This window comes from Bacillus sp. NPDC094064, from assembly GCF_050279585.1.
GTDB lineage: Bacteria > Bacillota > Bacilli > Bacillales > Bacillaceae_G > Bacillus_A.
Map to the genome: position 1 here is coordinate 136,174 of NZ_JBNNUI010000007.1, position 15,087 is coordinate 151,260.

The window sequence follows — 15,087 nt, forward strand, 5'->3', positions numbered from 1 at the left end:
CTATATGAGTAGAGGTTTTCTAGCAAATTTTGTATACTGAATAGTAGAGAAAATGAGGAGGAAACGACGATGGCACATCATACGAAAGAAACGATGGAACTTATTAAGGAGCTTGTCTCTATTCCGAGTCCATCTGGAAATACAGAGAAAATCATTCGTTTTATTGAAAACTATGTGAGTGAGTGGAATGTAGAAACGAAGCGTAACAATAAAGGGGCTCTTATTATTACGGTAAAAGGAAAAAATGATGCGCAGCACCGTTTATTAACAGCGCACGTGGATACGTTAGGTGCGATGGTGAAAGAGATTAAGCCTGACGGTCGCCTTCGCCTTTCTATGATTGGCGGATTTCGCTGGAACTCTGTAGAAGGGGAATATTGCGAAATTGAAACGTCAAGTGGCAAGACGTATTCAGGAACGATTTTGATGCATCAAACATCTGTGCATGTATATAAAGATGCAGGTGAAGCGAAACGCGATGAGAAAAATATTGAGGTTCGTATTGATGAGCGTGTTTCTTCGGTAAATGAAGTACGTGAATTAGGAATTGAAGTAGGAGACTTCGTTTCATTTGATCCACGCGTTCAAATTACAGAGAGTGGATACATAAAATCACGTCATTTAGATGATAAAGTAAGTGTTGCGATTCTATTAAAATTAATTAAGAGATTACAAGATGAAAACGTAACATTACCATATACAACTCATTTCTTAATTTCTAATAATGAAGAGATTGGATACGGTGGTAATTCTAACATTCCAGAAGAAACGGTTGAATATTTAGCAGTTGATATGGGAGCGTTAGGTGATGGACAAACATCTGACGAATATACAGTATCTATTTGTGCAAAAGACTCTAGTGGTCCGTATCATTATGCACTGCGTAAACATTTAGTACAGCTTGCGAAAATGAACAATATTGAATATAAAGTAGATATTTATCCATTCTACGGCTCTGATGCATCAGCTGCGATTCGTGCTGGATTTGATGTGAAACATGCATTAATTGGAGCGGGTATTGATTCTTCTCATGCATTTGAGCGTACGCATGAAAGCTCGATTGCGCATACAGAAGCACTTATATATGCATATGTGATGTCTCAGTTAATTGAAGGCTAATTTCATAGAGAATAGAGAAAGCTGATTGAAAATAGTATTTTTCATCAGCTTTTTATTTTGGGGATGACTAGTCGCCTTTTTAAAATTTCACTTATATTTATTGTTCCTTATATATTAACATTTGATAATTTGAGTAGGAAACGTATTTACTCCAGTGATAGAATGTTATAAACTATGAAAGGAGTTATTTTCCAGTTAATATTTTTAATATTAGTTTGATTAAGAGAATTATAATGTGAGATGTCGAGAGGAGATTTGTTTTTCATGAAGTACAAAGCAATAGCTGCTGGTATGTTAGCGGCAAGTTTACTAGCTTATCCAGTTAGTAGTTTAGCAGAAACGAAGAAGTTTTCAGATGTTCCGGATAACGCATGGTCAAAAGACGCAATTTACTATTTAGTAGAAAGAAATGTAATTAGCGGTATGACGGACAGTACGTTTGTACCACAAGGTCTTTTAACACGCGCTGAAGCAGCGACAATTGTAGCGAAAGCAATTGGATTAAACGTTGATCCAGCTGCGAAGCCATCTTTTAATGATTCAAAAAATCATTGGGCAGCTCAGTATATTGCAGCAATTGAAAAAGAAAATATTATTGCAGGACGAGGAGCAGGCGTATTTGATCCTAACGGAAAAGTAACGCGTGCTGAGATGGCGTCTATGCTTGTGAAGGCTTATAAATTACAAGGATTCGTAAAAGCGCCAATAACGAATAAATTTACTGATTTAGAAAACCATTTCGGTAAAGAAGCTGCAAATATTTTAGTAGCGTTAGAGATTTCTGCTGGTACAGGGGGGACAAATTGGAGTCCAGATCTTTCTATACCACGTGAACAAGCAGCACAAATGACGTATAAAGCGGACAAGCTAACGAAAAATAATGAGGACGTTAGCAAACCAGAAGATACAACGAAGAAAATGTATATCGATCGTAAGTTCATTACATACCATCAACCATCTTTATCATCAGGAATCACTGACGTGCAACATGAACCACAAACAGTTGTAGTAAAAGAAGAGCGAGATGGATGGATTAAAATTGTAACGAATAAAGGTGATAAATGGACACCTTTAACAGAGAAAACAGAAGTTATTAATGAAGGATTTACAACGTATGCAGAAGCGTCACATTCTTCTAAAGTGTTAGGGAAACATGAAGCGCAAAAAGTAACAGTTATTGAAGAAAAAGATAGCTGGATTCGTATTCGTACAAATAGCGGCTTCCAGTGGGTGGATAAAAACCAATTAAACCCAGTGAAACAAGGTAACTTCTTAGAAGGTAAAGCGATTATTATTGATCCAGGTCATGGTGGAGAAGATCCAGGACATCTTGGTGTAAATATGGATGAAAGTGCTATTGTATTAGATACATCATTACGAGTACAAAAATTATTTGAAAAGAAAACACCATTTACTGTGTTATTAACACGTACAGATGATACACGCCCGGGAGTTGATTCTGGCGATTCTTTAAGAAAACGTGTAGAATTTGCTAATAAAAATAACGGTGACATTTTCGTAAGTATTCATGCTAATGGATATAACAACTCAGTAGAAGGTACTGAAACATATTATTATAGATCAGCAACACCAAATCCAAACAAAGAAGAAAGCCGTATACTAGCAGAAAAAATACAAAAACGTTTAGTTACTGCCCTTGATACAAATAATAGAGGGGTAAAAACAGATAACTTCTATGTAATTAAATATAATACAATGCCGGCTATTTTAACTGAACTAGGATTTATTGATGCAAAAGATGAAGGTGAAAAGCTATCTTCAGAAAAATGGAGACAACGTGCAGCGGAAGCGATTTATCAAGGTATTTTAGATTACTACGAAGCAATGGGTAATAACGTATCTTCTTTCCGTTAATAACTAACAAGAGATTGCCAATAGGCAGTCTCTTTTATTTGTAAAACAAATGATAAAGGTTTCTCTTTATTTCAGGCATGTGATATCATTTAATTTTATATATAAAAGTATTCGAGTAATTGTGTTCATAACAATTTTAAACGATAAAGGATGATCATAGATTGAATAATCATAGTAAAACACCTGCATGTATATATACGTATGCATTTCGCGAGGAGGAGCGTGCTTTATGTTACTTGGAAATGCGCTCGTTCTTTGGAATGGAATCTCACGTTAATATTTTGAAAAGTGATGTTAAAATTGACCCGAGTAGAAGTGCGTTTATGAAAGAGCGCGTTGAAGTTATGTATGAGGGAGATGACTTAGAAAGCATCCTAAAACAAGTGGAACAAATTGACTTGGCGGGAGCGACATTCAAAGTTATCTTCGTTAAAATAAATGACCTTGGGAAAGAAAATAAAATTGAATATGGAGAAAGACGTCTTATTGAACGAGACCTCGGCATGCATATTGAAGGAGAAGCGGACGTTCGTAACCCAGAGCGTGTATTCGGGATTGTTCCTCTTGGAGGACGTTGGTATTTCGGACATTATGTAGAAAGTGAGCCAGTTTGGTATCATCATATAAAAAAACCGCATAGCTATTCGACTTCTCTTAGTACACGTGTGGCGAGATCGGTTGCAAATATTGCTGTGCCAAATCCAGAGGGAGTACGAGCAATTGACCCGTGCTGCGGTATTGGAACGGTAGTAGTAGAAGCACTTTCTATGGGAATTAACATCGTTGGTAGAGATATTAATCCACTTGTAGTTCTTGGAACGAGAAAAAACATCGCACATTTCGGGTTTGAGGGAACGGTAACGAAAGGTCCGATCGAGGAAATTACTGAGAACTACGACGTTGCAATTATCGATATGCCGTACGATTTATTTACGCATGCAACACCAGAGGATCAGCTTTCCATTCTTTCAAGTGCGCGCCGCATCGCTAAAAAAGTAGTCGTTGTTACGATGGAAACAATGGACGATATGATTCATGAAGCAGGATTTGAAATTACAGATCGTTGTATTACAAGAAAAGGATCATTTACTAGACAAATTCTTGTTTGTGAATAAGAAAGGAAGGTCACCCGTTTGGGTGACCTTTTTTGTTTGTGTTGATGTGCGATTGGTTGGTGGTTTAGGTGGGAGGGGGGACGTGGTTTGTCGAATGGTCGATATTCCTTGTCGAATCGCCGATATATGATAAGTTGTGATCGATATATTTGAAAAATCGCTGATATATTCCGAGAATTGTTGATATCGTCTTATTACTATATTACTCTTCTTTCGGTTTTTCCTGTTGTGCGGCTAATAAATTGCGTAATACGTGTCCGCGATAACTTTCTAGTTTTCGTCCTTCATAGTAACGAACGCCTAATTTTTTCAGTTCGGCTACATACCAGCCTTTTGTTCCGTAGTACATGAGATCACTTCCTTTTGCTTTTGAACAGTATATGTTGAGGAGATTTGGAAATTTCATCTCAAATTAATATTGAATATTCAGTTTATTTATATTATGATTAACTTATTATCGGATGACAGTGATTAGCCTCCCTGTAAGCCCGGATGCATGTTTGAAATGAATAGAGGAACTTCTTTCCACTTGAGCTTCCTTAGCAGGAGGACGAGCCATAAGGATAGAGGCAGTAAAATTCAATGCAGTTGTATGCGTTGTTTTTCTGGCTCTTTTTATTTTTTCTTAAAACGTAGGAGGGGATTTTTGAGAAAGCGTTATCAATGGGTTGTGGCGCACGTTCATGCTAATGGAGGGGTTGGTGAACTGTTTGGCTAAAGAGAAAAAGGAGTTACAAAAGGATTTAAAAACGCGGCATATAACAATGATTTCGATTGGCGGGGTTATCGGGGGCGGTTTGTTCGTAGGAAGTGGGACGATTATTCAATCTGCAGGGCCTGCGGCGATTTTGTCCTATATTATCGGTGCTTTAATGGTTGTGCTTGTGATGAGGATGTTAGGAGAAATGGCAGCGGAAAATCCTGATAGCGGTTCTTTCGCAACGTATGCGAATAAGGCAATTGGACCGTGGGCAGGATACACGATCGGATGGTTGTATTGGTTTAACTGGGTCATTATTATCGCAATTGAAGCGGTGCTTTTAGGCGTCATGATTAACAACTGGTTTCCTTCCGTTCCAGCTTGGATCGCAAGTTTATGTATGGTTCTTTTAATGACGATGACGAATGTATATTCAGTGAAATTGTACGGTGAGTTTGAATATTGGTTAGCGTTTATTAAAGTCGTGGCGATTGTTGCGTTTTTAATTTTAGGAGTTTCGATGTTTTTTGGCCTTGTTCCAGGAGTGGATAAACCGAGTCTTTCTATTATTACAGAGCACGGTGGTTTCTTCCCGAACGGAGTTGTCCCTGTTTTACTGAGCGTTGTGTTTATTTCGTTCTCGTTATCAGGAAGTGAAGTTGCAGCGATTGCAGCCGGGGAATCGGAAAATCCAGAGAAGAATGTTATACGAGCGATTAATAGTGTAGTATGGCGCCTTATGCTTTTCTTCGTTGGATCCGTAACAATTTTAGTTATGTTCATTCCGTGGACGGATAAGGAGTTATTAAAGCTTCCATATGCAAGTTTATTTAATATGGCAGGAGTACCTGCAGCCGCAGAAATTATGAATGGTGTCGTATTTTTATCACTACTTTCCGTTATGAACTCAGGTATATATACGAGTTCGCGTATGTTATTTTCCCTTGCGAAAAAAGGTGACGCTCCATCCGCTTTTTCAAAGTTAAATAGTAGAGGAACACCGGTTATAGCGATTTATGCGAGTATTGTATTTGCATTTATTTGCGCGATGTTGAAATTTATATCTCCTGATAAACTGTTTGCGTTTTTAGCAAATAGTTCAGGCGGAGTAACGATGCTTATGTACATGTTCGTTGCCGTTTCGCATGTGAAGTTAAGACGAGAAAGGGAACGAGAAGGGGCTGGAAAGTTAAAAGTGAAAATGTGGTTATTCCCTTATCTCACATATGCAACGCTTTTAATGATTGTTACGATCTTTGTTTCACAGGCGTTCATCGCAGATATGCGTATGCAGTTTTATATGACATTACTAGCTACTACCCTAGTAATCATAAGTTATTTTCTAAGAGTTAGAAAGTTAGATAAGCAAAAGTTGAATGATTTTACGATTATAAAAGATTCGGGAGTTAGCATAGAAAAAGAATAAGAAAAGGGGTATATACTATGTTGAAAGAGAAGAAGGATATTACAACTACAAAATCTAGCATATTACATGAAAGAAGAAAAAATGCGGTGCCAGAAGGACCATACAATATTACGGAGCTGTATGTGCAATCAGCAAAGGGAGCGATTATTACAGATATAGATGGTAATGAACTGATTGATTTTGCGGGTGGAATTGGTATGCAAAACGTTGGGCATTGTCATCCGAAAGTAGTGAAGGCGATTCAAGAACAAGTGGAATCTTCTATTCATAGTTGTTTCCACGTAGCGCCATATGAAAGTTATATTGCGTTAGCTGAAAGACTGAATGAATTAACGCCAGGTGATTTTAAGAAAAAAACGATGTTTGCTAATAGCGGAGCTGAAGCAGTAGAAAATGCGGTGAAGATTGCTAGAAAGGCAACGGGAAGAAGCGCGATTGTTTCGTTTGAACGAGCTTATCACGGACGTACACTTATGACGATGTCACTTACAAGTAAAGTGAAACCGTACAAGCATGGATTTGGGCCGTTCGCATCCGAAGTGTATAAATTACCATATCCGTATTATTACCGTGCTGACGAAAGATTGACGCAAGAAGAAGTAGACGAACAAATTTTATCGTATTTCGAACGTTTTATGTTAGAAGAAGTCGCAAGTGATAATATTGCAGCGATTATTTTGGAACCGCTTCAAGGAGAAGGCGGATTTATCGTTCCGACGACTACATTCATGCAAGGTGTTCGAAATATTTGTGATAAATATGGAATCATTATGATTGCGGATGAAATTCAAACTGGTTTTGCTCGTACGGGTAGCTTATTTGCAATGGATCATTTCGATGTAGCTCCTGATTTAATGACTTTCTCAAAATCAATTGCTGCTGGCATGCCGCTTAGCGCAGTAACAGGAAGAGCGGAACTAATGGATGCACCTGGTCCTGGTCAACTTGGGGGCACATTCTCTGGAAGTCCGGTTGCTTGCGCAGCTGCGTTAGCTGTTTTAGATGTAATAGAAGAAGAGAATTTAGTAAATCGCGCCGCTGAAATTGGCGCACGTATGATGACAGTATTTAATAGTTGGAAAGAGAAATACGAGCTGGTCGGTGATGTGAGAGGAATCGGCGCGATGACTGCAATCGAGCTTGTAAAAGATAGAGAAACGAAAGAGCCAGCAACAGAAGAAGTAAAAGCGATTATGAAGGAAACGCATAGTAAAGGGGTTATTACGATAAGTGCAGGTATTTATAGTAACGTACTTCGTTTCTTACCGCCTCTCGTTATAACAGATGAACAGCTTGAAGAAGGGCTTACTATTTTAGAAGCGGCAATTGCAAAACTATCAAAATAAAAACGGTGGGGGCAGGGGAATGAAGTTTTTCAATTATATAAATGGTGAGTGGAGAGAGCCTTCCACAAATGCATACGTGAAAGATTATAATCCGCATAATGGGGAAGTGCTAGGCGAATTCCCGTTTAGTTCAGTAGAAGATACAAGAGTCGCAATTGCATCAGCGAAAGAGGCTTTTCATAAATGGCAAAAGTTATCGTTTCAAGAAAGAGCGAGCTATTTATGGAAAGCGGCAGCTATTTTAAAAGAAAAGGTAAATGAAATTGGCCAGGATGTAACGAATGAAGAAGGAAAGACGATTGCAGAAGGAATAGGCGAGACGAAGCGAGCAATTAGCATCCTTGAATATTATGCCGGGGAAGCAAATCAGCCGATCGGGGAGATTATCCCGTCTGCGAATGAAAGTACGATGCTTTACAGTAAACGTGTCGCAGTAGGACCGGTCGGATTAATTACGCCGTGGAACTTTCCAATCGCGATTCCAGCATGGAAAATGGCGCCGGCACTTATTTACGGAAATACAATTGTCATTAAGCCGGCTGAAGTGACGCCGAAATCAGTGTACCATCTTGTAAATGCGTTTCATGAGGCGGGTATTCCGGCAGGTGTTATCAATTGTGTGTTCGGAAAAGGTTCTGAAGTTGGTGCAGAGTTAACGGGAAATCCGGATATAAAAGCGGTATCCTTTACAGGCTCTAATCACGTTGGCAATATCATTCAGAAAGCAGCCGTTGAAACGAGGAAAAAAGTGCAATTAGAAATGGGCGGGAAGAACCCGTTAGTCGTATTAAAAGATGCCGATGTTGAAAAGGCGGTAACGATTGCGATAAAAGGTGCGTTTATGTCAACGGGGCAAAAATGTACGGCAACAAGTAGAGTCATTGTAGAAGAGGAAATTTATGAAACATTCAAGGATCGACTGTTGCAGCGCACGGAAGCTCTTACAGTTGGAAACCCGTTAGAGCCAAGTACATTTATGGGACCATGCGTTTCAAAAGGGCAGCAGCAATCTGTTTTATCGATGATTGAAGTTGGAAAAGGAGAGGCTACCTTACTGTATGGTGGTAGTGAGCCGAAAGATGCTGAATTGCAGAAGGGCTGTTACGTGTTACCGACTATTTTTGAAAATGTAGACGGGGATGCACGCATTGCGAAAGAAGAAATTTTTGGCCCGGTAATCTGTTTATTCAAAGTGAACAGTTATGAAGAAGCAGTATCTGTCGCAAACGATACAGAATACGGACTAAGTGCATCGATTTGTACGAACAATTTAAGTTTGTCACAAAGGTTCATTGATGATATGGAAGTTGGAATGGTTCATGTGAATTCAGAAACTGCAGGAGCAGAACCTCAAGTTCCGTTTGGTGGAATGAAAAACTCCAGTGCTGGACCGCGTGAACAAGGAAAAGCGGCGAAAGAATTTTACACGAGAATAAAGACAGTATACGTAGATCAAGTATAAACAATAAAAAACATAGTAATGGAGGATGCAATATGCGTAAAGGGACATTTTTTATGGCAGGACACTCTAGGCTTCCGAAAGGTATGGCTGTTCGCAGCATGTATGAAACATTAACAATTACAATTGAGGCAGATCATAAATATCATGTCATTATTGAAGCGTCATGTACGCTTGCGACAGAGCATGGTAGAGACTTCGTCGCTCAAATTTTGAGAGGACATAGTTTACGAGATGGTATTGAAGAAATCGTGCAAGATATTACAGATCATTATCAAGGAAAAGCGCAAAATGCTATCGTCAGTGCAGTAAAAGATTTACATCGCCAATATGTAAGTTATTTAAATGATGAACAGCTCGAGGGAGAGTACGAGGAAACAACACCATAAAAACTGTCTAGTTTATCCCGCATTAACGCGCAGTAAGATCTCCACGGGAGATCAACTGCCCATAAATGCCCGATTGGTGAAACTAATGATCAGTGGGAATGAACTACGTCCCCACTGATCAAAGTTTCACTTTATCACCATAAACAAGAGCCAGTTGTATTTCCGTTAACGGGATACGACTGGCTTATTTTATTGAGGAGGCAAGGAATATGAAAAAGTTAAATGATGTACAAGTTGTAAAACAAGAGACGAAAAAAAGAGGATGTGCGGAAAGTAAAGGAATTTGTAAAATGTGTAAAGCATGTCGAGAAAATAAGAAAAAATAAATTGACAGTTAGAATATTTTGAATTATTATTTAATTAATAAGATCCATTCGAGAAATTAGCCTTCTCTAAACCCGATCTTGTTTTCCTGTGTTACACATATTTTCATATGAACTGTCTATTATTATTGTACTTTAAGAGATTAAAGAACATTCGTAATTATGAGCCAGTTGTATGTATCTGCGATTGTTTTGTCGCGGATATGTATGACTGGCTTTTTCGTTGTTAGGGCAGTAAGACCGGATCTCAGCATAAGAAGATAAGGATAACTGTCTGTAAAAAGCGTCAATACGTTCTTCATATTTCATTTAGGGAGGAATTGAAATGTCGATTATTACAGAACAAAGTGCGAAGATGAAGTTTGCAAAAAAATATGAGGGATATGAAATTGTTCCTCATCCGGAACATAAACGTTTATATCATATCGTATTAAACCAGCAATTGCTTAAGCAGTTTTTTGAAGAGGTAAAAGAGCATTCAGAGCAGTCACTCCAGTACATTCCGTATTCTCGGTTTAATCTTGCGGATAGTATGAGAAAGATTTTTGGGCAATCATTTATGGATAACATTCGCGGCATTATTCATGACCGTGAAACGGGCGGATTTACAATTGGAGTACAAGGTGAAACGATAGATCCAGCAGATTACGTGAAATTTGCGACAGCGTTAACGCATTTAATTGGAACGCCAAACTTTGATGCGATGACAGGAACGTATTATGCTAGATTTAATGTGAAAGATACGGATAGTAGTGATTCGTATCTTCGTCAAGCGTACCGATTATTTACACTTCATACAGATGGAACATTCGTTGATGAGCCAACTGACTGGCTTCTTATGATGAAAATTGAAGAGCAAAATGCGGTAGGAGGGGAATCCCGTTTACTACATTTAGACGATTGGGAAGATCTTCAGAAATTTAGAGATCATTCGCTTGCATCTGTTAAAGTTACGTATAAAGCACCACCAAGTAAAAATTCGCAAGAAATCGTGTATCGTGAAACATTTTTTGATGTAAACAACGCACCGTGCATTTGCTTTATTGATCAGTTCGCGTATCCAGATAATATTGAACAAGCGAACTATCTAAAAGATTTATCGTATTCAGTTGAAAACTCACCGGCAACACACGCATTAAAATTACCAGTTGGTGATTTAGTTCTTTTAAACAACTTATTTTGGATGCACGGTAGAGCGGCATTCGAAAAGAATAAAGATTTATATAGAGAACTCATGCGTCAGCGCGGTTGTTTTTCTAAATAATATGTACGGCGGGTCTTTCAAAGAGACCTGCCTTTTACACTATTAAGGGGGAAGTAGGATGTATGACTTTATAATTATTGGCGGAGGAATCGTTGGTCTTTCAACGGGAATGGCTTTAACGAAAAAATTCCCACATGCAAAAATCGCAATCATTGAAAAAGAAAAGGAACTAGCGCATCATCAAACAGGACATAATAGCGGTGTCATTCACTCTGGCATTTACTATAAACCAGGGAGTTATAAAGCGAAGTTTGCGAAAGAAGGAAATGCAGCGATGGTCCAATTTTGTGAAGAAAATGACATCGCTTATGACATGTGCGGAAAAGTAATTGTCGCGACAGAAAAAGAAGAACTTCCTCTTTTACATAACTTATACGAAAGAGGCTTACAAAACGATTTACATATTTTAAAAATAGATAAGGAAGAATTAGCTGAAATTGAACCTCATGTAAAAGGACTAGGCGCCATTCGTGTTCCGTCTTGCGGGATTGCGGATTATAAAGGAGTCAGTTATGCATTTGCGCGCTTCATAGAGGAAAGCGGCGGTGAAGTACACTTAGGAACAGCCGCAGAGCGTATTACGGAAAAGAAAGACCTTGTCACAATTGAGACGAACAAAGGTACATTTAAAACGAAATTTCTCATTAACTGCGCTGGATTACATAGTGATCGTATTGCGAAAAAGACAGGCATATTAACGGATATGAAAATCGTTCCGTTCCGTGGTGAGTATTATGAACTTGTCCCGGAAAAACGCCATCTCGTAAAACATTTAATCTATCCCGTTCCAAACCCAGAATTCCCGTTTCTAGGTGTTCACTTTACAAGAATGATAAACGGAGACGTACATGCGGGACCGAACGCAGTATTAAGCTTCAAGCGTGAAGGCTACACGAAAAAAGACTTCGACATAAAAGACTTCATGGAAACAATGACATACACAGGCTTCTGGAAAATGGCAATGCCAAACATGAAAGAAGGCATAAAAGAAATGGTGCGCTCATTCAGTAAACAATCATTCCTAAAAAGCTTGCAGCGCCTCATACCAGAACTAACAGAAAAAGACATCGTCCCAACGCATGCAGGCGTAAGGGCACAAGCCATCTTATCAAACGGAAACATGGTAGATGACTTCTGCATCATCCCTGGCATCAATTCGCTGCATATTTGCAATGCACCATCCCCGGCCGCAACAGCTAGTATAAAGATTGGTGAGGAAATTGCGAAGCAAGTGCCGGATGTGGTGGCGGTTAGGGTTTGATGGATAGATTGGGTGTCCTCGGGTGTACCGGGTGTGGGATTGGTTGGTGGTTACCGAGCGTAAACGTGCGGAATTTGTCGGTTGGTCGATAAGTTGTGTCGAATCGCCGATATATTCGAAGTTACGGCCGATATAATTGAATAATCGCTGATATATTTTTGCGGGAGTGTTGGGAATGCGTATGTTTCTACCATTAATGTTCGTTAATGCCTAAATAATAGTTTGTATGGATTTGAAATAAAGCTACCTCACTTTGTTAAGTTAAGTAGTTGCCCGTATAATAGAGAAGTCCGCGCTATTATACGGGCATTCTTATTTCCTTCCGCTCAAAATCATTGCATTTCCTAATACCTTTTTGTTTAATAAGAGTTTTGGTAACTCCATTTCTTCAGCAAGCTTGTAGCTATTCAAGTCAGATACACCATATTTCTTTAAGACGTGTAAGAGCTCTTTCTCATCTCCAAATATTTTTTCATCCATAAACAAATCTAAGAAAACAAATTCACCACCAGGTTTTAACACTCTTAAAGCCTCTTTCATTACTTCAATTTTATTTTCTTCATCTTTTACTTCATGAAATGTTAGACAGCTTACAATTATATCAAATTCATTATCAGTAAAAGGGAGTTCGGCAGCACTTGCTTTCAGAAAATCAATTCTATTAGAGACCCCTTCTATTTCAGCATTTTGTTGGCACTTAGATTTGGAGTATTCCCAATTTCCACCCCAATAATCAATTCCAGTTAGAAGGGACTTAGGAAAAGTCTTTGCCAGTTTAATAATTAGTGAACCACTACCGGTTCCTATATCTAGTATTTTTCCTTTTCCATCCCAATTCACCTTGGCAACAATTAAATCATGTATTTTTGACTGATAATTCCCTCCAAATGCTGCAAATTGGTAAACTGAATAAGAAAGTATAAATGCTATATAAATAAAAGGTAACGTGAAAATACCTGATAGGATTCGCAAATATACATTAACAGGTAATAATGTTACCGAGAGAAGAATGAGTGAAATAACCAAAAAAATAATTAGTTTGTAAATTCGTATCCAAGTTTGATATTTCGTTTTTGTTTTCAACATATGAGCCATCCTTAAATAACCTATCTTTTGTTTGCTACAATTATATAGGAAATCAATAATCCTGTCCTATAGTTTAAGTATATGACTTCATAATCATAATCTTAATATGAATATCCAATTATTTCAGAAGAGATCTGTCACAGCACCTCCCAAGAACGAATATGTAGCTTGAATTCCACAATGAATAAATGACCTTTTCATTGGCTTATGAACATACATATACACCGCTGATTATCGCTCTACTTCATAAGTAATCCCATACTTCTTCAGCTTCTTATATAAATTAGCCCGGGACATGCCTAACTTTTTCGCAGCGATGCTTTTGTTTCCGTACGTGTCTTCGAGAGCTTGTATAATTCTAGTTTTCTCCAAGCTCTTTTTCTCATCAGTGAGTGAACGCTCTGTATGATGGACAGGCTTCTGCAACGGCAATAGTTGTGAAATGTTCGCTTCCCGTATTTCTTTCCCGTCATGAAGGACAATTAATCTTTCTATTATATTGCGCAGTTCGCGAATATTACCCGGCCAAAAATATGTGTGTAGTTGATTCATTGCTTCTTGATGAACGAAAGGAGCGGGCTTGTTATATTTAAAAGAAAATTCTTTTAAGAAATGATGAGTTAAAAAGGAAATATCGTCCGTTCGTTCTCTTAGCGGCGGGATATGCGCTGTGAAGACATTTAATCTATAAAATAAATCAGATCGAAATGTCCCGCTCAGCACCATATCTTCTAACATACGATTCGTTGCGGCAATAATTCTTACGTTTATCTTTTTCGGCGTTTGTCCGCCAATTCGGTAAATCTCTTTTTCTTGTAAAGCACGAAGTAGTTTCACTTGCATATCAAGCGGGAGTTCTCCTACTTCATCTAAAAATAAAGTGCCGCCATTTGCTAATTCTAGCTTTCCTGCTTTTCCGCCTTTAGCGGCTCCTGTGTACGCTCCTGATTCATAGCCGAATAATTCACTTTCAAAGAGAGCGGCAGGAATAGCGCCACAATTAATTGGGATAAAAGGTTGCTTGCTTCTAAGGCTGGCTTCGTGAATGGCCTGGGCAAAGAGTTCTTTCCCAACACCGCTTTCTCCTGTAATTAAAATCGTCGCATCAGTTTTTGCTACCTTTTTCATGTTGTGGATAATGTGCTGAAGTGTTGCGTTATTTCCTTTAATCGTGCTGAAGGGGTCATCTTGCTGATGTTGAATCATTTGCTTTAATTGCTGTAATTCTTCAGAAGTAGAGGATAATTTTTCATTTAACTTAATCGTCGTAGTAATATCTCTTTCTACAGACATAGAACCAACTAATTCGTTGTCGTCGTTATAAATAGGAGTCGTACTAATTAATACGTGCTTATCTGGCAGAGGAAGGTGATAAATATCCCGGACCGGTTGCCCGCTCTCAAGAACTTTTAAATTCATAATATCTTCTTTTGAAAAGAACTCTTGCACATTTCTACCGATAATATCTTCCTTTTTAATGTCATACATTTTTTCTGCTGCCTCATTCCAGTACAACATAACTCCTTCTGTATTTACGATAGAAATCGCTTCTTCCACGTAAGAGAGGAGTGTATGCAACGTTGGAACTGCGAAGTTATCAAATTGTTTCATAACATGGCCTCCAAAGAATTTATCCTGCTATTTGCGGACTGAAAATCCCTACTGATTTTATAAAAAAGTAGACAGTAGTATACAGATTTGTTGCCAAAAGGATACACCTTTTT

The 15,087-nt window shown here is 38.4% G+C and carries 11 protein-coding genes and 1 pseudogene; 9 read left to right on the forward strand and 3 right to left on the reverse strand.

The window, feature by feature from the left end:
- The first annotated feature begins 69 nt into the window (after window positions 1-69).
- From ACQKNI_RS17205 to ACQKNI_RS17215, 3 genes are all read left to right on the forward strand, one after another.
- A complete protein-coding gene (locus ACQKNI_RS17205) occupies window positions 70-1,119 on the forward strand; it encodes a M42 family metallopeptidase (protein ID WP_427282520.1) in 1,050 nt (349 codons plus the stop codon).
- A gap of 264 nt (window positions 1,120-1,383) precedes the next feature.
- Complete coding sequence (locus ACQKNI_RS17210) at window positions 1,384-2,994, forward strand: N-acetylmuramoyl-L-alanine amidase (RefSeq protein ID WP_098840916.1); 1,611 nt, start codon at window positions 1,384-1,386, stop codon at window positions 2,992-2,994.
- 161 nt (window positions 2,995-3,155) lie between these two features.
- Window positions 3,156-4,109, forward strand: a complete 954-nt coding sequence (locus tag ACQKNI_RS17215) for a TRM11 family SAM-dependent methyltransferase (RefSeq protein WP_088232466.1) — start codon at window positions 3,156-3,158, stop codon at window positions 4,107-4,109.
- A 202-nt stretch (window positions 4,110-4,311) separates the two neighbouring features.
- On the opposite strand, the pseudogene ACQKNI_RS17220 reads toward ACQKNI_RS17215, so the two are convergent.
- Window positions 4,312-4,502, reverse strand: a pseudogene (locus ACQKNI_RS17220) (YflJ family protein).
- A gap of 308 nt (window positions 4,503-4,810) precedes the next feature.
- Here ACQKNI_RS17220 and ACQKNI_RS17225 point away from each other — a divergent pair.
- From ACQKNI_RS17225 to lhgO, 6 genes are all read left to right on the forward strand, one after another.
- Window positions 4,811-6,235, forward strand: a complete 1,425-nt coding sequence (locus ACQKNI_RS17225; RefSeq protein ID WP_088232468.1) for an amino acid permease — start codon at window positions 4,811-4,813, stop codon at window positions 6,233-6,235.
- Between the two features lie 17 nt (window positions 6,236-6,252).
- On the forward strand, window positions 6,253-7,581 hold the full coding sequence (gene gabT, locus ACQKNI_RS17230; RefSeq protein ID WP_427282521.1) for a 4-aminobutyrate--2-oxoglutarate transaminase: 1,329 nt from the start codon (window positions 6,253-6,255) through the stop codon (window positions 7,579-7,581).
- 19 nt (window positions 7,582-7,600) lie between these two features.
- The gene (locus tag ACQKNI_RS17235) at window positions 7,601-9,043 is read left to right on the forward strand and encodes an aldehyde dehydrogenase family protein (RefSeq protein ID WP_427282522.1); all 1,443 of its coding nucleotides are present in this window, start codon (window positions 7,601-7,603) and stop codon (window positions 9,041-9,043) included.
- Between the two features lie 32 nt (window positions 9,044-9,075).
- Window positions 9,076-9,429: a DUF3870 domain-containing protein gene (locus tag ACQKNI_RS17240; RefSeq protein ID WP_088232471.1), complete on the forward strand. Its 354-nt coding sequence runs from the start codon at window positions 9,076-9,078 to the stop codon at window positions 9,427-9,429.
- Between the two features lie 648 nt (window positions 9,430-10,077).
- Window positions 10,078-11,016, forward strand: coding sequence for a glutarate dioxygenase GlaH (gene glaH / locus ACQKNI_RS17245; RefSeq protein WP_088232472.1), 939 nt, complete (start codon window positions 10,078-10,080; stop codon window positions 11,014-11,016).
- Between the two features lie 58 nt (window positions 11,017-11,074).
- Window positions 11,075-12,277 (forward strand): L-2-hydroxyglutarate oxidase, encoded by a 1,203-nt coding sequence (gene lhgO, locus ACQKNI_RS17250; RefSeq protein ID WP_098252320.1) that lies wholly within the window; start codon window positions 11,075-11,077, stop codon window positions 12,275-12,277.
- Window positions 12,278-12,589: 312 nt separating this feature from the next.
- On the opposite strand, the gene ACQKNI_RS17255 is transcribed toward lhgO, so the two are convergent.
- Entirely contained in the window at window positions 12,590-13,363 is a 774-nt protein-coding gene (locus ACQKNI_RS17255) for a class I SAM-dependent methyltransferase (protein ID WP_427282523.1), read from the reverse strand.
- Window positions 13,364-13,594: 231 nt separating this feature from the next.
- Window positions 13,595-14,974, reverse strand: coding sequence for a sigma-54 interaction domain-containing protein (locus ACQKNI_RS17260; RefSeq protein WP_427282524.1), 1,380 nt, complete (start codon window positions 14,972-14,974; stop codon window positions 13,595-13,597).
- Between the last annotated feature and the right edge of the window lie 113 nt (window positions 14,975-15,087).

Bases quoted from the DNA above. Each gene is read 5' to 3' on its own strand.
- ACQKNI_RS17260 (WP_427282524.1), bottom strand. From the start codon at position 14,974: ATGAAACAATTTGATAACTTCGCAGTTCCAACGTTGCATACACTCCTC.
- ACQKNI_RS17255 (WP_427282523.1), bottom strand. From the start codon at position 13,363: ATGTTGAAAACAAAAACGAAATATCAAACTTGGATACGAATTTACAAA.
- ACQKNI_RS17210 (WP_098840916.1), top strand. From the start codon at position 1,384: ATGAAGTACAAAGCAATAGCTGCTGGTATGTTAGCGGCAAGTTTACTA.
- gabT (WP_427282521.1), top strand. From the start codon at position 6,253: ATGTTGAAAGAGAAGAAGGATATTACAACTACAAAATCTAGCATATTA.
- lhgO (WP_098252320.1), top strand. From the start codon at position 11,075: ATGTATGACTTTATAATTATTGGCGGAGGAATCGTTGGTCTTTCAACG.
- glaH (WP_088232472.1), top strand. From the start codon at position 10,078: ATGTCGATTATTACAGAACAAAGTGCGAAGATGAAGTTTGCAAAAAAA.
- ACQKNI_RS17240 (WP_088232471.1), top strand. From the start codon at position 9,076: ATGCGTAAAGGGACATTTTTTATGGCAGGACACTCTAGGCTTCCGAAA.
- ACQKNI_RS17205 (WP_427282520.1), top strand. From the start codon at position 70: ATGGCACATCATACGAAAGAAACGATGGAACTTATTAAGGAGCTTGTC.
- ACQKNI_RS17235 (WP_427282522.1), top strand. From the start codon at position 7,601: ATGAAGTTTTTCAATTATATAAATGGTGAGTGGAGAGAGCCTTCCACA.